We start from the raw sequence: 19,259 nt of genomic DNA on the forward strand, positions 1-19,259 counted from the left end.
TCGTGGCGGAGGGTGGCGGACATCGATCGGCGGTACGAAATATCCGTACGTCACTCGTTCGGTCCCACAAACACCGTTTGTCCGGCTACTACGGTCCGCAGGGCCTCGGGCAGCGGGCGGCCGGGGGTGAGATCGGGCAGTCCCGGCGTACCGGAGCGCGGATCGGTGGACCAGCGGGCGACCCGGTCGTCCGGCGCCTGGACCACCAGCTCCTCCGTACGCCAGACCGCGTAGTCGGCGGGCGCGCCCGGCACCAGCGTGCCCGCGTCGTCGCGGCCGATGGCGCGCCAGCCGCCGCGGGTGTGCGCGGTGAAGGCGGCGCGGACCGAGATCCGGTGCTCGGGGGTGCGGTGGAAGGCGGCGGCCCGGACCGTGCCCCACGGGTCCAGCGGGGTGACCGGGGCGTCCGAGCCGAAGGCCAGCGGCACTCCGGCGCGCAGCAGCGCGGCGTACGGGTTGAGCGCCGCGGCGCGCCCGGCGCCGAGCCGGCGCGCGTACATGCCGTCGGGGCCGCCCCAGGCCGCGTCGAAGGCGGGCTGGACGGAGGCGGTCAGCCCCAGGTCGGCGAAGGCGGCGAGGGTGGCGGGGGTGAGCAGCTCGGCGTGCTCGACGCGGTGCCGGGCGGCGCGGATACGGGCGATGCCGAGGCGCTCGGCCGCCGCCCGCACCCCGGCGGTGACGGCGGCGGTCGCCGCGTCGCCGATGGCGTGGAAGCCGGCCTGGAGCCCCGCCTCGGTGCAGGCCACGACATGGGCCTCGATCGCGGCGGCGTCCAGGTGGAGGGTGCCGGTACGGTCCGCGGCGGTGTCGGCGCGGTCGGCGTACGGAGCGCACAGGGCGGCCGTGTGGGAGCCCAGCGAGCCGTCGACGAAGAGATCACCCGCGGCGCCCATGGCGCCCAGCCCACGGACGCGCAGGGCGCCCTTCTCGTCGCTGATGTGCTCGGCCCAGTAGCCGTGGATCCGGGGGCCGGGCTCCGCCTTCGCGAGCGCGAGGAGCGCGGTGAAGTCGTCCTCGTCGGAGATGTCGGGGCCCGCGCACTCGTGGAGCGTGCCGATCCCGAGCGAGGCCGCCCGCCGCCGGGCCGCCCGCTGTGCCTCGGTGCGCTGCTCGGGGGAGACCGCGCGGTGGGCTGCGGCGCGTACGGCGTGGTGGGCGGCGTCGGTCAGCGGGGCGTCCGGGCGGTAGCCGGGCAGCGCGGTCACCCCGGGGACCAGGTCGAGCAGGGCGGTGGTCACGACGGCGCTGTGCACGTCGACGCGCGGCAGGTAGAGCGGCCGGCCGCCGGCGGCGTCGTCGAGTTCGGCGCGGGTCGGGGGGCGGCGCTCGGGCCAGCTGTCGGCGTCCCAGCCGTGGCCGAGCAGCACACCGTCCCCGGCGGCCGGGCGGGCCTCGCGGTGGGCCCGTACGAGGGCGAGCGCCTCCGGCAGGCTCCGCGCGGCGGACAGGTCCAGGCCGGTCAGCGCGAGGCCGGTGGCCGTGGTGTGCACATGCGCGTCGGTGAACGCGGGGGTGACCAGGGCGCCTTCGAGGTCCATGACCTCGTCCACCCCCTCGGCGAACGAGTCCGCGGCGCCCTCCGAGCCGACCCAGGCGATATGGCCGCGTTCGACGACCATCGCGGTGGCGAAGGGGTCGGCGGGGCTGTGGACTTCTCCCCCGCGGAGCAGGACGGTGCGGTGGCTGTCGCCGGGGGCGGTGTGCGAGGTCATGGGGACCAGTGTCGTCGGTGCGGGCGCGGCAGCCGGTACCGGGGGCGCCGGAGGCTTCGCGAGGTCAGAAGGACGGGGGCCGGGACTCGTACGGGGTCGAGAGCACCACCGTCGTCCGGGTGGAGACGCCCGCCAGGGAGCGGATGCGGGTCAGCAGGTGCTCCAGCTCCAGGGGGGTCGCGACGCGGACCTTGAGGATGTAGTTCTCGTCCCCCGCGACGCTGTGGCACGCCTCGATCTCGTCCACCACCGCCAGCCGTTCCGCGATGTCGTCCGGGGCGCTCGGGTCGAAGGGCTTCGCCGAGATGAACGCGGTCAGGGGCAGCCCGACCGCCTCCGGGTCGACGACCGCCGCGTACCCCCGGATGACCCCGCGCTGCTCCAGCCGCCGTACCCGCTGGTGCACCGCCGAGGTGGACAGGCCGGTGGCCTTGCCCAGGTCGGTGTAGCTCGTCCGGCCGTCCTTGACGAGCAACGCCACGATCTGTCGATCCAACTCCTCCATGCGGTTCAACCTATTGCCCCGGGTCGCCTCCGGCACAGTCGGCGGGCGTGCGCGGGGGCACCTGCGGCAGGCATGTGACGAAGACCACAAGCCTGTGGCCCGGTCCATCGAGACCCTACGGTTACCTGCCGCGCGCGACGGGAATTGCTTGCTGTGGTCGAGACCACAAGTGCCTGGTCGGCCCACCCGAGGGGGAATGTCTCCATGCAGAGCCTGAAGCACGAGTCCGCCGAACCCGTCGAGTCCCTCGACGGGTTCGAGGCCGACGAGTACGACACATTCGAGATGTACCGGGTCGTCTGCCCGGACTGCGCGCAGCCGATCGCGCTGCTGGCGGACGAGGACACCCTGCCGGAGCACGCGCTGTGCCCGTCCCCGTGGAATCCGTTCGTGCTCTCGGTCTGCGCCGGTACGGGCCGCGCGGCGGCGGAGGCCACGCCCGCCGACGAGGCGCCGGGCGTCCAGGAGCAGGACACCGCGCTGCTTCTGACCCTCCCTCAGGGGCTCGACTGGCGCACCCAGCCGTTCTCCCATGTCGGCGGACCGGGCTCGCGGCCGGTCAAGGCCGCGAGGGTGCCGGCGCAGCGGCGGCACGCGGCCTGACCGGCGCGCCGCCCGGCCGTCGGGCGGCGCGGCGCCCGGGCGGGCCGCCCGGGCGGGCCCGGCCCGTTCGCCGGCCTCAGCGGCTCTCCGGGCCCATCAGATGGCGCGCGATCACCATGCGCTGGATCTGGTTGGTGCCCTCGACGATCTGGAGCACCTTCGCCTCGCGGAGGTAGCGCTCCGCCGGGAAGTCGGCGGTGTAGCCGTAGCCGCCGAGCACCTGGACCGCGTCGACGGTCACCTGCATCGCGGTGTCCGTGCAGAACAGCTTGGCCATGGCGGCCTGCTGGGAGAACGGACGTCCCGCGTCGCGCAGCCGCGCGGCGGCGAGACAGAGCGCGCGGCCCGCCTCGATCCGGGTCGCCATGTCCGCGAGCAGGAAGCGCAGCCCCTGGAAGTCGGCGACGGGCCGGCCGAACTGGCTGCGCCCGGCGGCGTACGCGACGGCCGTGTCCAGCGCCGCGCGGGCCACTCCGACGGCGCAGGCGGCGATCCCGAGGCGTCCCGAGTCCAGTGCGGACAGCGCGATGGCGAAGCCCTGTCCCTCGTCGCCCAGGCGCCGGTCGTCGGCCACCCGTACGCCGTCGAAGTGGAGTTGGGCGGTGGGCGAGCCGTTCATGCCCATCTTCCGCTCGGGCGCGGACGCGCTGAGTCCGGGGGCGTCGCCCGGGACGAGGAAGGCGGTGATGCCGCGCGCGCCGGGGCCGCCGGTGCGGGCGAGCACGGTGAGGAAGTCCGCGATCCCGCCGTGGGTGATCCATGCCTTGGTGCCGGTGATCACCCAGTTGTCACCGTCCCGTACGGCCTTGGTCCGCAGGGAGGCGGCGTCGGAGCCCGAGGCGGGCTCGGAGAGGCAGTACCCGCCGAGGAGGCCCCCGCCCAGCATGGCGGGGAGGTGTTCGGCCCGCTGGGCCTTGGTGCCGTAACCGGCGAGCGCGTGGCAGGCGAGGGAGTGCACACTGACGCCGAGGCCGACGGTGAGCCGGGCGGCGGCCAGCTCCTCCAGCACCTGGAGATAGACCTCGTACGGCTGGTCCCCGCCGCCGTACGCGGAGTCGTAGGGGAGCCCGAGGAGGCCCGACTCCGAGAGCAGGCCGAAGAGTTCGCGCGGGAAGCGGCCCGCTTCCTCCTCCTCGGCGGCCACGGGGACGATCTCCCGGCGGGCGATGTCGTGCACGAGCGCGAGGAGGTCCTCGGACTCTTCGGTGGGCAGCTGACGTTCCACCGGTCGCGGGGCACGGTCGGACATGGCGCTCTCCTCCCTGTCGGGCGCTACGGCGGTCGCGCGCGCAGGGTGAGGCGGCGCCGCCCACTGGAGTCCGGGAGCCTTCCCGGACAGCGATTCTGCCCGTCCGATGCTGCCGTCCCGGATCGCGGGAACGGATGATCGAACAGGCCGTGGCGCGTCGAGTATGCCCGATCGGGGCCGGGGCAACCGGACGGGTCCTGGCCGGCCGTCAGTCACCGTCCGGGAGGCCGGTGAAGGGCTTCCAGTCCGGGTCGGGAGGCGGAGCCGGGCATTCCGGGGCGAACTCCTCGATCGTGTTCAGGGTGTGCCGCAGCATCCGTACCAGCAGGTCACGCGGTATCTCGCGGCGCAGCTCGTCCTGGTGCGCCAGCCATTCGAGGGTGAGCCACTCGACGCTGCTGAGCCAGCCGAGCAGCGCGAGCCGGGCGATCGGCGGGATGTCGTGGTGGCCGTACGCGCCGTCGGCGACGGTCGAGACCAGTCCGGTGCGGACGGCGTCGCGGATCTCCTGCACCTGGGTGTCGAAGCCGACTCCGCCGGTGACGATAGTGCGGTACGCGGCCTCGTTGTACTGGGCGAAGCGCAGATACGCCTCGACGGTGCGCTGTACGCGCTGGGCGCGCGGGAGGTCGGCGCCGGCGGAGGCCAGCGAGACAAGCTCCATGACGGAGTCCTCGACAATGGCGAGGTAGTAGCCGCGCTTGTTCTTGAAGTAGTAGTAAATAAGCCCTTTGGCGACCCCGGCGTGCTGGGCGATGTCATCGACCGACAGCGCGTCGTAGGAGGTGTTGGCGAACAACTTCCGCCCGGTCGCGATGAGTTCGGACCGTCTCACCTGCGATCGTATGGATGAGCCGCGCTGTTGCCCGCTCTTTAAATTCAACGTCCTGGTCTCCGGCCGCAACGGAATTCCGCAAGAATTCCCGCAGTATCGCAGAGACCCGGAGAGCCTTCGCGCGGCGGCTACAGAAGTCCGGCGTGGGACACGAACATGGCGAGCAGGACGACCAGGGTCCAGCCGAGCAGGTGCTCCAGCAGCTGCGGCTCGTCGTCCTTGGGGCCTCCGGTACGGGCCCGGTCGCGGACGCGGTCGAGCGCGCCGGAGACGGTGGTGAGTGCGGCGGTGGCGGTCATGGGTATCCGTTCGCTCGTCGGCGGCCCGGTCTGGTCCGGTCCGGTGCGGTCTGGTCTCCCACGGTGCCAGCGTCCCCGGCCGCCGGGTAGAGACCTAAGTCACCGCGGGGCGGGCCGGGCACGCCGGGGCCGGTGAATACGGGGGTGTACGGCATGAAATGTGCCGCACACCACACCGCGTCCGGCCCGTACCGCGTCGTCCGTACCGCGTCCGGTCAGAGCAGCCCCACGGACCGCAGGGCCCGGCGCTGGGCGGCGGACGGTTCGGCCGGCCAGTAGACGTAACAGACACCGCCCGTGCCCGACACGACCCGGCCCGCGGCGTTGTACCGCTTGGTGCGCAGCCAGACCGTCTCCCACTCGGCCCGGCGGTAGACCCGGCGGACGGCCGGATTGTCGGGCGAGGCGGGGTCGTTGGCGATCACGTCGCCGTCGGCGGTGAAGCCGATCAGTGTCATCAGATGGCCCGCGGTGCCGTATCCGGCGCCGGTCAGCTCCTCCTCGCGGAAGGACTGCGAGGTGATGAGGGGGATGCCGGCGCGGACAAGGGTCTCCGCCTCGGTGAGCGAGCCGAGCCGGGTGACGGCGGCGGACAGGTCCCGGTAGGTCGCGGCGTACGCGGCGCTGAACGGCCAGTTGCCGCATCCCCCGTACTGGTGGTCGTAGCTGAACCGGGCCGCGTGACAGATCTGCGGATCGGCGAAGTCCGGGTTCACCCAGGCGAGTTCGGCGGCGGTGGGCCCGCGCCCCCAGTACTCGACGATCATCTGTGAGGAGGTGGGGCTGCACCACGCCTCGCCGCCGTTGTCGTACTCCGGGTACTGCCCGAGATGGGTGTGCTGCGAGTAGCGAGGCACGGTCAGCTCACGGGCGGGGCCCGGCACGGAGGCCGGGACGGTGAACCGGTCGGGGACGGCGGAGGCCATCGCGCCGATCCGGTACACCGTGGGGGTGAGCCCGCTGCCGGGCCTGCGGTGGAGGGTGAGCCGCAGCCGGTACGAGACGATCCGGGTGCCGCCCGCGGCGTCGTCCACGGCGAGGGTGTCGGTCCAGACGCCGCTGCGGCCGTCGCCCTGGCCGTCGACGGAGGTGCGCCGGATGTCGCCGTCCCCGTCCGCGGCGGTCCAGCGGCCCATCACGTACCAGGGGGTGTCGGTGCCGTCGGCGTAGCGCCCGCGCAGCTCGATCTGGAGCCAGGTGCCGGCCGGGGCGGTGGCGTTCCAGGAGGCGATCAGCTCGGTGGCGGGGACCCGGGAGCGGTGGGCCGGGCCGGTCCAGGTCGCGTACTCCCAGGTGGTGACCGTCCCGGTGTGCGGGTCCCGGTAGTCGGTGGTGCCCGCCGGGGTGCCGATCACCAGCGCGGGCCGGGCGCCGGGGACGGCGAGGGTGCCGCGGCCGGTGCCGGCGCGCCAGTCGGCGTACGAGGCCCAGAAGGCGTTCTCCACGAGGGGCTCCGGGCCGGGCGCGGACGGTGGGGCGGCGGCGGCCGTTCCCTCCCCGGCGCCCGCGCCCGCGGAGACGGCGAGGGCGGCAGCGGCGGCGAGTACGGTCCTGCGCGAAGTGGGACGGGGCATGGGAACCTCCGGATCGACGGTGGGGACAGAAACGGCGGTGGGGGACGGGAACGGGGGTGGGGACGGAAACGGCGGTGGGGAACGGGAACGGCGGCGGGAAGGAGACAGCGGGCGGGGGCGGAAACGGCGGTGCGCGGCAGTCGTCCACTATCGCGGCTTCCGCCCGGCTCCGGCGGGCGATTCGTGCCGCGTCGTCCGGCGGATTCGGGCCTCGTAGGGTGGACGGTATGGACGACCCGACCGATCACCCGGCCGAGCAGGCCGGCCCGGCCGCCGGTCTCGCGGGCCCGGCCGCCGCGCTGCGCGCCCTGCCGCCCTCCTGCGGTCCCGTCCGGCTGGTCGCCGTCGACGGTCACGCGGGCTCGGGCAAGAGCACCTTCGCCCTGCGGCTCGCGGCGGCGCTGGGCGGCGCCCCCGTCCTGCGCATCGACGACCTGGCCAGCCACGAGCAGCTCTTCGCGTGGACACGGCGGCTGACGGAGCAGGTCGTGGAGCCGCTCTCGCGGGGCGCGTGGGCGCATTACGGGGTGTACGACTGGACCGCGCGCCGGTTCAACGCTTCGCGCGCCCTGGAGCCGGCGCCCGTGGTCGTCATGGAGGGGGTGGGGGCCGGCCGGCGGGCGCTGCGGCCCCGTCTCGCCCGGCTGTTCTGGATGGACCGGGGCCCCGAGGAGTCCTGGCAGCGGGGGCGCCGGCGCGACGGGCCCGCCCAGTCGGCGTTCTGGGACGGCTGGACAGTGGCGGAGACTCGCCATTTCGCGGCGGATCCCTCCCGGCCCTTCGCCGACGCTCTGGTACGGGAGGGATCCACGGGGTACGAGTTGCTGCCGGGCCCCCGGATCACCGCCGGAACCGGCCGTTCCATCACCCACGGTGATCACCGGGAATCGACGCGTTGAGCCGAACCGGCCTCCTCCGAGAGAGTGCCCAACTCGGCTTGACCCAGGGGCCGTACAGGTCTTACGTTCTCAATGTGCGGCTTTTCGGAGCCGTAGCGGACGCGAAGCCCCCGATTGTTCCCCCGTGATCGGGGGCTTCGTTCTGCCCTTTTCACCGGTTTTTCGACTGCCCGCGCGTCCACTGCTGATCACGGTGGGTCACTGCCCGAAGCGCCGCATCCGCCCTTAGTCGCACACACTCTGCGCAGGTACGATGCCTCTCAGTGCGGTCAATTCCCGTCCGCGACACAGTGGTTCGGTCCGCCGCCGACGGGCGTCCGCCCGGCGGGACATCGCGGGGCACGGTTTGTGGGGGACCTGATGGAGAGCGGCACGCAGGGTACGGGCGCCCCGGCCGATCTCGCCTGGGCGCGCGGCGTGGACGCGTACACCATGGGGGCGTACCCGCAGGCGGAGGACGAGTTCCGGACGGCCGTCCGGCTCGACCCCGGGATGGCCGACGGCTGGCTCGGGCTGCACGCGCTGCGCGTCGACACCACCGCCGCCCTGCTGCACATGTACCGGCACCGCGACCGCTTCGGCGAGCAGCGCTCCCGTCACCGCCGTACCTTCAACTCCTGGTACTGGCTGGGCTGGTGGGTCCAGCCGGTGCTGGAGAGCGGCCGGGATCTGCTGCTCGCCCACGCCTCGCACTGGCTGGACGGCCGTCATGTCCCGGAACTGGACCGGGCGTTGGCCGGGCTGCCGCCGGTCGACGCGGACCCGCAGGTGCGTTTCCTGCACGCCTGCCGGGCCTATCTGGTCAAGGACTGGGAGCAGTTGGTGCGCCACACCGAGCCTCTCGTGCACGATCCGCTGCTGGGAATCGAGTCGGGTCTCTTCGGCGGGATGGCCCGGGTCCGGCTGGAGATGTACGGGCAGGCCGAGCCGCTGCTCGCGACCTCCCTGATGCGCTGCCGCAGTGAGCAGCCCCAGCGCAAGGAGCTGCGCTACTGGCTGGCGCGCGCCCATGAGGGGACCGGGCGCTCCGCCGCCGCGCTGCCGCTCTACCGGGCGGTCCACCGGCTGGATCCCGCGTTCATGGACACCGCCGCCCGGCTCGCCGCGATCACCGACTCCGACGGGTACGAGGGCCCCGACGACCCGATGGGACTGGCCTCCGCCTCCGTGGCGCCGGCCCGGTTCGGCCAGGATCTCGCCGACGCGGAGGGCGCGCCGCCGCCCGAGCGGAGCGAGAGCGAGGGCCCGCCGCCGGGGCCCGACCCGCTGTTCGGCCGGGAGGCGCCGCCGTATCCGCAGAGCGGCGGCGGCCCGGCGGGAAGTGGCCCTGCGGGAAGCGGCCCGCCCGCCGCCGTACCCGACCCCATCCGGGAGAAGGCCCCCTCGCCCGCGCCGTCCGCCGGGCCGCCGTCCGCGCCGCGCTTCCCCGAGGGGCCGACCGATCCGGCGCTGCTCGCGCAGGCGCTCGCGGAGCTGGAGCGGATGGTCGGCCTGGAACCGGTGAAGCGGCAGGTCAGGGCGGTCTCCGCGCAGCTGAACATGGCCCGGCTGCGGGCCGGCGAGGGGCTGCCCGTACAGCCGCCGAAGCGCCACTTCGTCTTCTCGGGCCCCTCGGGCACCGGCAAGACGACCGTCGCCCGCATCCTGGGACGGATCTTCTACGCGCTGGGGCTGCTCGGCGGCGATCATCTGGTGGAGGCCCAACGGGCCGATCTGGTCGGCGAGTTCCTGGGCCAGACCGCCGTCAAGGCGAATGAGCTGATCGACTCGGCGATCGGCGGGGTGCTCTTCGTCGACGAGGCGTACAGCCTCTCCAACTCCGGTTACAGCAAGGGCGACGCGTACGGCGACGAGGCCCTTCAGGTGCTGCTGAAGCGCGCGGAGGACAACCGCGACCATCTGGTGGTCATACTCGCGGGCTATCCGGAGGGCATGGACCGGCTGCTCGCCACCAATCCGGGGCTCTCCTCGCGCTTCACCAGCCGGGTGGACTTCCCCAGCTACCGGCCGCTCGAACTGACCGCGATCGGCGGGGTGCTGGCCGCCGAGAACGGCGATGTGTGGGACGAGGAGTCCGCCGACGAGCTGCGCTCGATCAGCGGGCATGTGGTCGACCAGGGTTGGATCGACGAGCTGGGCAACGGCCGCTTCGTCCGCACGCTGTACGAGAAGAGCTGCGCCTACCGCGATCTGCGGCTCTCCGGCTACAGCTCCCTGCCGACCCGGGACGATCTCGCGACGCTGCGGCTGCCGGATCTGATGCAGGCGTACGGCGAGGTCCTGTCGGGCCGCGGCCCGGTGGACCGCGGCCCGCAGGAGTAACGACCCGCGGGGGTAAGGGCCGCAGGAGTGACGGCCGTAGGGGGCGACGCTCCGGGAGCGTCGCCCCCGGTGTCAGCGGGCCAGCACCTGGCCCGCCCGGTCGGTGCGCGGTTCGCCCACGAGGGACGCCGGCGCGGTCGCCGCCCGGTGGGAGGGGTCCCGTACCTCTCCGACGAGCATTTCGAGGACGTCCTCCAGCGCGACCAGCCCGAGCACCCGCCCGGACGCGTCCGCGACCTGGGCGAGATGGGTGGCGGCACGCCGCATCACGGTCAGCGCGTCGTCGAGCGGCAGCTCCGCCCGCAGGGTCGCCATCGGCCGCCATACGCGCTGCGGTACGGCCTTCTCGGCGGCCTCCAGATCGAGGACGTCCTTGACGTGCAGGAAGCCCATGAAGGCGCCGCTGCCCTCCGCGCAGACCGGGAAGCGGGAGAAGCCGGTGCGTACGGTCAGCTCCTCGATCTCGCGCGGGGTGACCGCGGGGGTCACCGTGACCAGGGAGGCGCGGGTGAGCAGGACATCGGTGACCGGGCGGCTGCCCAGCTCCAGCGCGTCCTCCAGCCGCTCCTGCGCCTCCGGTTCGAGCAGGCCGGCCTGGCCGGAGTCCTCGACGAGCCGGTTGAGCTGCTCGCTGGTGAAGACCGCCTCCACCTCGTCCTTCGGCTCGACCCGGAAGGCCCGCAGCACCAGCCGGGCACAGGCGCCGAGGCCCGCGGTGACCGGGCGGCAGAGCCGGGCGAAGCCGACCAGCCCGGGGCTGAGCCAGAGCGCGGTCTTCTCCGGGGCGGCCATGGCGAGGTTCTTGGGGACCATCTCGCCGATGACCAGATGGAGGAAGACCACCAGCGCCAGGGCGATGACATAGCCCAGCGGATGGATCAGGCCGTCCGGCAGCCGGACCGCGTGGAAGACGGGCTCCAGCAGACGCGCCACCGTGGGCTCGGCGACGGCGCCGAGCGTCAGGGAGCACATGGTGATGCCGAACTGGGCCGCCGCCATCATCTGCGGCAGGTTCTCCAGCCCGTACAGCGCCTGCCGGGCCCGGGCCGAGCCGCGCGCGGCGTGCGGCTCGATCTGGCTGCGGCGTACGGAGACGAGGGCGAACTCGGCGCCGACGAAGAAGCCGTTGGCGAGGACCAGCAGCAGGGCGAGGGCGAGTTGCAGGACGCTCATCGGACCCCCTCCGCCATCGCCGGGGCGGGCGCCCGGTCCGCGCCGGACAGGGCGCCGGCGGGTACGTCCACCGCCGCGTCGGCCGGAGCATCGGCCGGTACGTCCGCCGGTACGTCCGTGGGCCGCTCCGGCAGGGTGCCCGCCGGGGCGTCGCCGGTGCGGACGAGCCGGACCCGTTCGGCCCGGTAGCGGTCCACCTGGCGTACGGAGAGCCGCCAGCCGGGCAGCTCCGCCCGGTCGCCGGGGGCCGGAATCCGGCCCAGCAGGTCGGCGACGAGGCCGGCCAGGGTCTCGTAGGGCCCCTCTGGCACATCGAGTCCGATCCGCCGCAGGGTGAGCACCCGGCAGCTGCCGTCGGCCTCCCAGGCGGGCCGGCCGTCCTCGGGGGCGACGGGGGCCAGGTCGGGCCGGCCGTCGCCCTCGGCGTCGTGCTCGTCGCGTACCTCGCCGACCAGCTCCTCGATGATGTCCTCCAGGGTCACGACCCCGGCCGTACCGCCGTACTCGTCGACCACGACGGCTATCGGCTGCTCGCTGCGCAGCCGCTCCAGCAGCTGCTGTACGGGCAGCGTCTCGGGGACGAGCAGCGCCGGTACGGCGATCCGTCCGGCGGGGGTGCGCTGCCGCTCGGCCACGGGTACGGCGAGCGCGTCCTTGAGATGCACCATGCCGACGATCTCGTCGATGCGCTCCCGGTAGACGGGGAAGCGCGACAGTCCGGTGGCCCGGGTGAGGTTGAGGACATCGGCGGCGGTCGCGTCGGTCTGGAGGGCGCTGACCTTCACCCGGGGCGTCATCACGTGCTGCGCGGTGAGCCGGCCGAGGGAGAGGGTCCGTACGAAGAGGTCGGCGGTGTCCTGTTCGAGGGCGCCGGCCCGCGCGGAGTGGCGGGCCAGGGAGACGAGTTCGCCGGGGGTACGGGCCGAGGCCAGCTCGTCCGTCGGCTCGACGCCGAAGAGCCGGACGAGCCGGTTGGCCACGGCGTTGAGCAGCGAGATCACCGGCCGGAAGACGGCGGAGAAGCGGTGCTGCGGGCCGGCCACGAAGCGGGCGACCTGGAGCGGCCGGGAGACCGCCCAGTTCTTGGGCACGAGTTCGCCGATCACCATCTGGACGGCGGAGGCGAGCAGCATGCCGATCACCACCGCGACCCCGGAGACGGCCCCCTGGGGCAGCCCGGTCGCTTCGAGCGGCCCGTCGAGCAGCTGGGCGAGCGCGGGCTCGGCGAGCATGCCCACGACGAGCGAGGTGATGGTGATGCCCAGCTGGGTTCCGGAGAGCTGGAAGGAGAGTTCCCGCAGGGCCTTGACGACGGTACGGGCGCGGCGGTCGCCCGCCGCGGCCGCGCGCTCGGCGTCGGGACGGTCCACCGTGATGAGGCCGAACTCGGCGGCCACGAAGAAGCCGTTGGCGAGGATCAGAAGGAACGCTGCGGCCAGCAGCAGAAGGGGGATGATCATGCCGCCGCCTCGTCGAAGGGGGCGGCGCAGGTACTACCGGACGATCCGTCCATTGCTGGAGGGAGTCACTCCTCGGGTCGCAGGATGCCCCGCCGGCCGGACGTGGCCGTCGAGTGCGGGGCGGGGCGCGCTCGGCGCCTCCGCCACAAGAGTAATCACGAGGGGGCGGCGTGGGCAGTGCCGTGGGCCACGGGCGGGGAGCCTCAGGGGCGCGGTCCGCCGTCGACGGCGGTACGGGACTCCGTCAGGGCGCGCAGCGCGCGGGCGTCGCGGAGGGCGTGGTTCCGGGCCACACCGGGCTGGATGCCCAGCACGGGCAGGCTGCTGCCGTCGTTGAGGTCGAGAAAGACCCAGGCGTCGCCGGGGCGCAGATTGACGCGCAGGATCTCGGCCCACTCCAGCCGCCGGGTGCGCGTGATGTTCACGACAGTCACCCCGGTCTCGTCGGCCATGACCTTGGGACGGCTGAGGAGGGCCAGCACGGCGAAGAAGAGCAGCGCCGTGAGGATGAACGTCAGCCGCTCCCCCGTGCCCAGCTGTTCGAGCAGCAGGCCGATGGCCGAGATGACGGCGAACATGACCGCCCCGACGCTCAGCAGGACGGCCCGGGTCCGGGTCGGCCGGAAGGTGACCGGCAGGGCCGGCAGGGCGGGCGGAGCCGGCTGGGGCGCGGGAGCGGCGTCGGACGCGGACATCAGTTCTCGGGCTTCCCGGTGGAGGTGGGCGGGCGCGGGCGGGGCGTCAGAGGCGGCAGGCGTGGATGGCCGTGGTGAGGATGGCGCGGGCGCCCAGCTCGTACAGGTCGTCCATGATCCGCTGCGCCTCCTTGGCGGGGACCATCGCGCGGACGGCGACCCAGCCCTCGTTGTGCAGCGGGGAGATGGTCGGGGACTCCAGGCCGGGGGTGAGGGCGACGGCGCGCTCCAGGTGCTCGGCGCGGCAGTCGTAGTCCATCATCACGTACGTACGGGCGACGAGGACGCCCTGGAGCCGGCGGAGGAACTGGCGCACCTTGGGCTCTTCGGGGTCGGCGCCGGTGCGCCGGATGACGATCGCCTCGGAGGTCATGATCGGCTCGCCGATCACTTCGAGGCCCGCGTTCCGCAGTGAGGTGCCGGTCTCGACCACATCGGCGATGATCTGGGCGACGCCCAGCTCGATGGCGGTCTCGACGGCGCCGTCCAGGTGGACGACGGAGGCGTCGACGCCGTGGTCCGCGAGGTGCTTGGCGACGATGCCCTCGTACGAGGTGGCGACGGTCATGCCGCCGAACTCCTCGACGCCCGCGGCGGTGCCGGGCCTGGTGGCGTACCGGAAGGTGGACCGCGCGAAGCCGAGCGGGAGGATCTCCTCCGCCTTGGCCTGCGAGTCGAGCAGCAGATCGCGGCCGGTGATACCGATGTCGAGCCGGCCGGAGCTGACGTAGATCGCGATGTCCCGGGGGCGGAGGTAGAAGAACTCGACCTGGTTGTCGGGGTCGACGAGGACGAGTTCCTTGCTCTCCTTGCGCTGCTGGTAGCCGGCCTCATGGAGCATCGCCGACGCAGGCCCGGAGAGTGAACCCTTGTTGGGGATGGCGATGCGCAGCATGAGGTCGGCTTCCTTCGTGCGGGTTCTCAACGGTTCGCGTGCGAGGTGGGGATACGTGCTCGTACAGGCTCAGAGATGGGCGTACACGTCGTCAAGGGAGATTCCGCGCGCGACCATCATCACCTGGACGTGGTAGAGGAGCTGCGAGATCTCCTCGGCGGTGGCTTCCTTGCCCTCGTGCTCGGCGGCCATCCAGACCTCGGCGGCCTCTTCGACGACCTTCTTGCCGATGGCATGGACCCCTTTGCCGACCAGTTCGGCGGTGCGGGAGGTGGCGGGATCGCCGTGGGCGGCCTTGTGCTGGAGCTCGGTGAACAGCTCCTCGAACGTCTTCTTCGGCATGGTGGCGCCTACTTTACGCGGCCCGCCGGGGCCTGCCTGCGCCAGGGCTCCGCGACGGTGCGCAGGGTGGTGGCGGTGGCGACGGCGGCGGTGACGGCCTCGTGTCCCTTGTCCTCGTGCGAGCCTTCGAGGCCCGCCCGGTCAAGGGCCTGCTCCTCGGTGTCGCAGGTCAGCACGCCGAAGCCGACCGGGACTCCGGTGTCGACGGAGACCTGGGTGAGGCCCTGGGTGACGCCCTGGCACACATACTCGAAGTGCGGGGTGCCGCCGCGGATGACGACACCGAGGGCCACGACCGCGTCGTACCCCCGGTCCGCGAGGACCTTGGCGACGACCGGCAGCTCGAAGCTGCCGGGGACGCGCAGCAGGGTCGGTTCGTCGATGCCGAGGTCGTGCAGGGCGCGCAGGGCGCCGTTCACCAGGCCGTCCATGATCTTCTCGTGCCACTGCGCGGCGATCACGGCGACCCGGAGGTCTCCGCAGTTCTCCACGCTCAGTACGGGTGCGCCGTTGCCGCTCACGTCGTCTCTTCTCCTCGGGTGTCGTACGGGGTGGGGATGGGGGTCCGGCCGGTCGGGGTCCGGACGGTCACTGGTTGCCGCAGGTGGTGGCCGCGGCCGGGTCGAGCCAGGGCAGGTCGTGGCCCATCCGGTCGCGCTTGGTGCGCAGATAGCGGAGGTTGTGCTCGCCCGCCTGTACGGGCATCGGCTCGCGTCCGAGGACCCGCAGCCCGTGCCGGACCAGTGCGTCGGTCTTCTCCGGGTTGTTGGTCATCAGACGCAGGCTGCGGACCCCGAGGTCGTCGAGGATCCGCGCGCCGGCCGCGTAGTCGCGGGCGTCGGCGGGCAGGCCCAGCTCCAGATTGGCGTCGAGGGTGTCCCGGCCGCGCTCCTGGAGTTCGTACGCGCGCAGCTTGGAGAGCAGGCCGATGCCCCGGCCCTCGTGGCCGCGGAGATAGACGACGATCCCCCGGCCCTCGGCGTGCACCCGGTCCATGGACGCCTGGAGCTGGGGGCCGCAGTCGCAGCGCTGCGAGGAGAAGATATCGCCGGTGAGGCACTCGGAGTGGACCCGTACCAGCAGATCCTCGCCGTCGCCGATCTCGCCGTGGACGAGGGCGACATGCTCGACGCCGTCGACGGTGGAGCGGTAGCCGTACGCGGTGAACTCGCCGTGCGCGGTGGGGAGGCGGACCTCGGCCTCGCGCCGTACGGACGGCTCGGAGCCGCTGCGGTAGGCGATCAGATCTTCGATGGAGATGATCGTCAGGCCGTGCTTGCGGGCGAACGGGATCAGTTCGGGCAGCCGCAGCATCACCCCGTCCTCGCCGGCGATCTCCACGATCGCGCCGGCCGGCCGCAGTCCGGCGAGACGGGCCAGATCGACGGCCGCCTCGGTGTGGCCGTTACGGGCGAGGACACCGCCGGGCTTGGCGCGCAGCGGGAAGACATGGCCCGGCCGGACGAAGTCGCCGGGCCCGGCGTCGCCCGCGGCGAGCAGCCGGAGCGTGGTGGCGCGGTCGGCGGCGGAAATACCGGTGGTGACGCCATGCTCGGCGGAGGCGTCGACGGAGACGGTGAACGCCGTACGCATCGACTCGGTGTTGTTGCCGACCATCTGCGGGAGTTCGAGCCGGTCCAGCTCCGGGCCCTCCATGGGCGCGCAGATCAGTCCGCGGCACTCGCTCATCATGAACGCGATGATCTCGGGGGTGGCCTTCTCGGCGGCGATGACGAGGTCGCCCTCGTTCTCGCGGTCCTCGTCGTCCACGACGACGACGGGGCGGCCGGCGGCGATGTCGCGCACGGCGTGCTCGACCGGGTCGAGGGAGAGATCCTCGGCGTTGTCGGTGGAGTACCACCGGACGGGACGGGGGCTGGTGGTCATGCTGCTGCTCCTTCCAGGGACGGGGCGCCGGCGCGGGAGCGCTGCCACCAGTCGCGCATGCCCCACAGGACGAGGGCGAGGTAGATCACGTACACCAGACCGGAGAAGGCCAGTCCGCTGCTGAAGGCGAGCGGGACGCCCACGAGGTCGACGAGCAGCCAGGCGAACCAGAACTCGACCAGTCCGCGGGCCTGGGCGACCATCGCGGCGAGGGTGCCGACGAAGATGTACGCGTCGGGCCAGGGGTTCCAGGAGAGTTCGGGTACGGCGGTGAACAGCCCGCCGACGGCGAGGGTGCCCACGGCCGTGCCGCCGAGCAGCACCCCGCGCTCGCGCCAGGTGGCGAACCGGACGGCGATCGAGCCGTCCTGCGCCTGCTGCCGGCCGCGCTGCCACTGCCGCCAGCCCCACAGCGCCACGCCGATGACCAGGAGCTGCTTGCCGATCCCGCCGCTGAGGTGGGCGGACGCGTAGGCGCCGACCAGGATGACACCGGAGAGGAACTGGGCGGGCCAGGTCCAGATCGAGCGGCGCCAGCCAAGCGCGAGAGCGGCCAGACCGATGGTGTTGCCGATCATGTCGGACCACAGGATGTGCTGGCCGAAGGCGGCGAACGCCTCGCCGTTCAGCCACGAGAGGGTGCTCACCGTTCGGACTCCTCGGCGGATCGGGCGCCGAGCAGGCGCTCCACGTGCTTCGCGATGATGTCGACTTCGAGGTTGACCGGGTCGCCGGGTCCCTTGAGGCCGAGCGTGGTCAGCGCGAGGGTGGTGGGGATGAGGCTGATGGTGAAGTGGTCGTCGGCCGCGTCGACCACGGTGAGGCTGACGCCGTCCACGGTGATGGAGCCCTTCTCCACGAGGTAGCGGCTCAGACCGGCGGGCAGCGCGATCCGGACGATCTCCCAGTGCTCGGACGGGACGCGTTCGACGATGGTGCCGGTGCCGTCCACATGGCCCTGGACGAGATGTCCGCCGAGCCGGCCGCCGAGGGCCATCGGCCGCTCCAGGTTGACCCGGGAGCCGGGTACGAGGGCGCCGAGGCTGGAGCGCTTGAGGGTCTCGGCCATCACATCGGCGGTGAACTCGCCCCCGGCCAGCTCCACGACCGTGAGACAGACGCCGTTGACGGCGATGGAGTCGCCGTGCTTGGCGCCCTCGGTGACGACGGGGCCGCGCAGCCGGAAGCGGGAGGCGTCGCCGAGGTTCTCGACGGCGGTGACCTCTCCCAGCTCTTCGACGATTCCCGTGAACATTCAGTGCTCCTTGGTGACAGGGGTGGTGACGGGGGCCGTCTCGGGGACCGCGGTGATCCGCAGATCGGGTCCGATCCGTACGGTCTCGGTCAGACGGAGTCGCAACGCCTCGGTGATCGTGGTGATTCCGGCGTCGGTCAGCGCCGCGGGTCCGGCGCCGAGCAGGACGGGGGCGAGATAGCCGATGACACGGTCGACGGCGCCCGCGGCGACGAAGGACCCGGCCAGCGCCGGGCCGCCTTCGAGGAGTACGGAGCGCACCCCGCGCGCGTGCAGGGCGGCCAGCAGCGCGGGGATGTCGAGACCGCGGGCGGCGCGGGGCAGCCGTACGGTCTCGGGCAGCGCGCCGGCGTCCGCGTCGTCGGCGATCGCGATCAGGGTGGGCGCGGCCGCGTCGAGGACGCGGGCGCCGGGCCGTACGGCGGTGCCTTCGGTGTCCACGACGACCCGCAGCGGCTGGACGGCGCCCTCGACGCCGCGCGCGGCGAGGTGCGGATCGTCGGTCCGGGCGGTGCCGGAGCCGACCACGACGGCGTCGGCCTCGGCGCGCAGCCGGTGGACGTCGGCGCGGGCCTCGGCGGAGGTGATCCAGCGGCTGGTGGCGTCGGCGGCGGCGGTGCGGCCGTCGAGGGTGGCCGCGTACTTCCAGGTGACATGGGGGCGGCCGAGCCGTACGGAGGTGAGCCAGGCGGCGTTGCCGGCCGCGGCCTCCTCGGCGAGGAGGCCCTGTTCGACGGCGACCCCGGCGGCCCGCAGGGTGGCGGCGCCGCCCCGGGCCTGCGGGGTCGGGTCGGCGACCGCGTACACGACCCGGGCGATGCCCGCGTCGATGAGCGCGCGGGCGCAGGGGCCGGTGCGGCCGGTGTGGGCGCAGGGTTCGAGGGTGACGTACGCGGTGCCGCCCCTGGCCAGGTCGCCGGCCGCGCGCAGGGCGTGGACCTCGGCGTGCGGGCCGCCGGCGCGGCGGTGGAATCCCTCGCCGGCGGGGCGCCCGGAGGCGTCGAGGACGACACATCCGACGACGGGGTTGGGGCTGGTGGAGCCGAGCCCGCGGGCGGCCAGCGCGATCGCGCGGCGCATGGCGTCCGCGTCGGTGACGGCGTCCGCGGTCCCGGCCGTGCCGGGGTACGCGTGGGCGTCACTGCTGGGTGCGGCTTCGGTGGCCACCGGGTCCTCCTGCCTCTTCGGGCACGGACTCCGGGGCCTGTCGATGACGACAGATGAAGCGGGCACGCACGGAGGAACGCCAGGGCCGGGCATCCGGACGGTCCGCTGAGGGACCGGCGAATCACCGGCATCGACGTGCCCATGAGGACCCGCCGCGCACTGCCTCCCATCCGGACTTTCACCGTCGGTCCAGGAATCTCACCTGGTCAACCGGCCACTGGATGCGGACGGGTCGCGGACTATAACCGCCGGTTCGGAATTGCACCGACCCCGGAGTGCGCTGCTGCTGATACCCGACCAGTGTGCCACGGGCGCCCGTCGGCCATCCGGGTGAGCCCTGTGGCCTCGCTCACAGTGATACGGCCGTCTCGAAGCGTGGACACGGTA

At 73.2% G+C, this 19,259-nt stretch carries 19 protein-coding genes and 1 riboswitch; of the genes, 3 read left to right on the top strand and 16 right to left on the bottom strand.

Annotated elements, in window-relative coordinates; genetic code table 11:
* Window positions 1-50: 50 nt before the first annotated feature.
* Window positions 51-1,712: an amidohydrolase gene (locus DVK44_RS03055; protein ID WP_114658203.1), complete on the bottom strand. Its 1,662-nt coding sequence runs from the start codon at window positions 1,710-1,712 to the stop codon at window positions 51-53.
* 64 nt (window positions 1,713-1,776) lie between these two features.
* Complete coding sequence (locus DVK44_RS03060) at window positions 1,777-2,217, bottom strand: Lrp/AsnC family transcriptional regulator (protein ID WP_114658204.1); 441 nt, start codon at window positions 2,215-2,217, stop codon at window positions 1,777-1,779.
* Window positions 2,218-2,421: 204 nt separating this feature from the next.
* Here DVK44_RS03060 and DVK44_RS03065 point away from each other — a divergent pair, with 204 nt between their 5' ends.
* On the top strand, window positions 2,422-2,820 hold the full coding sequence (locus tag DVK44_RS03065) for a hypothetical protein (protein WP_114658205.1): 399 nt from the start codon (window positions 2,422-2,424) through the stop codon (window positions 2,818-2,820).
* Between the two features lie 76 nt (window positions 2,821-2,896).
* Here DVK44_RS03065 and DVK44_RS03070 read toward each other — a convergent pair whose 3' ends face one another.
* The 4 genes from DVK44_RS03070 to DVK44_RS03085 form a co-directional block, all read right to left on the bottom strand.
* The gene (locus tag DVK44_RS03070; RefSeq protein ID WP_114658206.1) at window positions 2,897-4,069 is read right to left on the bottom strand and encodes an acyl-CoA dehydrogenase family protein; all 1,173 of its coding nucleotides are present in this window, start codon (window positions 4,067-4,069) and stop codon (window positions 2,897-2,899) included.
* A gap of 208 nt (window positions 4,070-4,277) precedes the next feature.
* Window positions 4,278-4,904, bottom strand: a complete 627-nt coding sequence (locus tag DVK44_RS03075) for a TetR/AcrR family transcriptional regulator (RefSeq protein WP_228446967.1) — start codon at window positions 4,902-4,904, stop codon at window positions 4,278-4,280.
* Between the two features lie 128 nt (window positions 4,905-5,032).
* On the bottom strand, window positions 5,033-5,203 hold the full coding sequence (locus tag DVK44_RS03080; RefSeq protein WP_114658208.1) for an SCO1431 family membrane protein: 171 nt from the start codon (window positions 5,201-5,203) through the stop codon (window positions 5,033-5,035).
* Between the two features lie 215 nt (window positions 5,204-5,418).
* Window positions 5,419-6,777: a peptidase C39 family protein gene (locus tag DVK44_RS03085; protein WP_114658209.1), complete on the bottom strand. Its 1,359-nt coding sequence runs from the start codon at window positions 6,775-6,777 to the stop codon at window positions 5,419-5,421.
* Between the two features lie 227 nt (window positions 6,778-7,004).
* Here DVK44_RS03085 and DVK44_RS03090 point away from each other — a divergent pair, with 227 nt between their 5' ends.
* Together DVK44_RS03090 and DVK44_RS03095 are read left to right on the top strand one after the other, a co-directional pair.
* Complete coding sequence (locus DVK44_RS03090; protein WP_228446968.1) at window positions 7,005-7,676, top strand: uridine kinase family protein; 672 nt, start codon at window positions 7,005-7,007, stop codon at window positions 7,674-7,676.
* A gap of 360 nt (window positions 7,677-8,036) precedes the next feature.
* Window positions 8,037-9,998, top strand: a complete 1,962-nt coding sequence (locus DVK44_RS03095; RefSeq protein ID WP_114658210.1) for an AAA family ATPase — start codon at window positions 8,037-8,039, stop codon at window positions 9,996-9,998.
* 72 nt (window positions 9,999-10,070) lie between these two features.
* On the opposite strand, the gene DVK44_RS03100 is transcribed toward DVK44_RS03095, so the two are convergent.
* The 10 genes from DVK44_RS03100 to ribD form a co-directional block, all read right to left on the bottom strand.
* Complete coding sequence (locus DVK44_RS03100; protein ID WP_114658211.1) at window positions 10,071-11,171, bottom strand: hemolysin family protein; 1,101 nt, start codon at window positions 11,169-11,171, stop codon at window positions 10,071-10,073.
* Entirely contained in the window at window positions 11,168-12,631 is a 1,464-nt protein-coding gene (locus DVK44_RS03105; RefSeq protein ID WP_114658212.1) for a hemolysin family protein, read from the bottom strand. The genes DVK44_RS03100 and DVK44_RS03105 overlap by 4 nt, the downstream gene beginning before the upstream one ends.
* A 203-nt stretch (window positions 12,632-12,834) precedes the next feature.
* Window positions 12,835-13,326, bottom strand: coding sequence for a PH domain-containing protein (locus DVK44_RS03110; protein WP_114658213.1), 492 nt, complete (start codon window positions 13,324-13,326; stop codon window positions 12,835-12,837).
* Between the two features lie 46 nt (window positions 13,327-13,372).
* Window positions 13,373-14,221, bottom strand: coding sequence for an ATP phosphoribosyltransferase (hisG, locus tag DVK44_RS03115; RefSeq protein ID WP_114658214.1), 849 nt, complete (start codon window positions 14,219-14,221; stop codon window positions 13,373-13,375).
* Between the two features lie 69 nt (window positions 14,222-14,290).
* Entirely contained in the window at window positions 14,291-14,563 is a 273-nt protein-coding gene (locus tag DVK44_RS03120) for a phosphoribosyl-ATP diphosphatase (protein WP_114658215.1), read from the bottom strand.
* Window positions 14,564-14,571: 8 nt separating this feature from the next.
* On the bottom strand, window positions 14,572-15,084 hold the full coding sequence (gene ribH, locus DVK44_RS03125) for a 6,7-dimethyl-8-ribityllumazine synthase (protein WP_114658216.1): 513 nt from the start codon (window positions 15,082-15,084) through the stop codon (window positions 14,572-14,574).
* A gap of 67 nt (window positions 15,085-15,151) precedes the next feature.
* Window positions 15,152-16,450, bottom strand: a complete 1,299-nt coding sequence (locus DVK44_RS03130; protein ID WP_114658217.1) for a bifunctional 3,4-dihydroxy-2-butanone-4-phosphate synthase/GTP cyclohydrolase II — start codon at window positions 16,448-16,450, stop codon at window positions 15,152-15,154.
* Complete coding sequence (locus DVK44_RS03135; protein ID WP_114658218.1) at window positions 16,447-17,097, bottom strand: nicotinamide mononucleotide transporter family protein; 651 nt, start codon at window positions 17,095-17,097, stop codon at window positions 16,447-16,449. The genes DVK44_RS03130 and DVK44_RS03135 overlap by 4 nt, the downstream gene beginning before the upstream one ends.
* The gene (locus DVK44_RS03140) at window positions 17,094-17,705 is read right to left on the bottom strand and encodes a riboflavin synthase (RefSeq protein WP_114658219.1); all 612 of its coding nucleotides are present in this window, start codon (window positions 17,703-17,705) and stop codon (window positions 17,094-17,096) included. Before DVK44_RS03140 ends, DVK44_RS03135 begins: the two co-directional genes overlap by 4 nt.
* Entirely contained in the window at window positions 17,706-18,785 is a 1,080-nt protein-coding gene (gene ribD / locus DVK44_RS03145) for a bifunctional diaminohydroxyphosphoribosylaminopyrimidine deaminase/5-amino-6-(5-phosphoribosylamino)uracil reductase RibD (protein ID WP_114664864.1), read from the bottom strand. It abuts the gene before it with no gap.
* Between the two features lie 239 nt (window positions 18,786-19,024).
* A riboswitch (FMN riboswitch) is annotated at window positions 19,025-19,155 on the bottom strand.
* Window positions 19,156-19,259 lie beyond the last annotated feature (104 nt).

The sequence above is a fragment of the Streptomyces paludis genome (assembly GCF_003344965.1).
Classification (GTDB): domain Bacteria; phylum Actinomycetota; class Actinomycetes; order Streptomycetales; family Streptomycetaceae; genus Streptomyces; species Streptomyces paludis.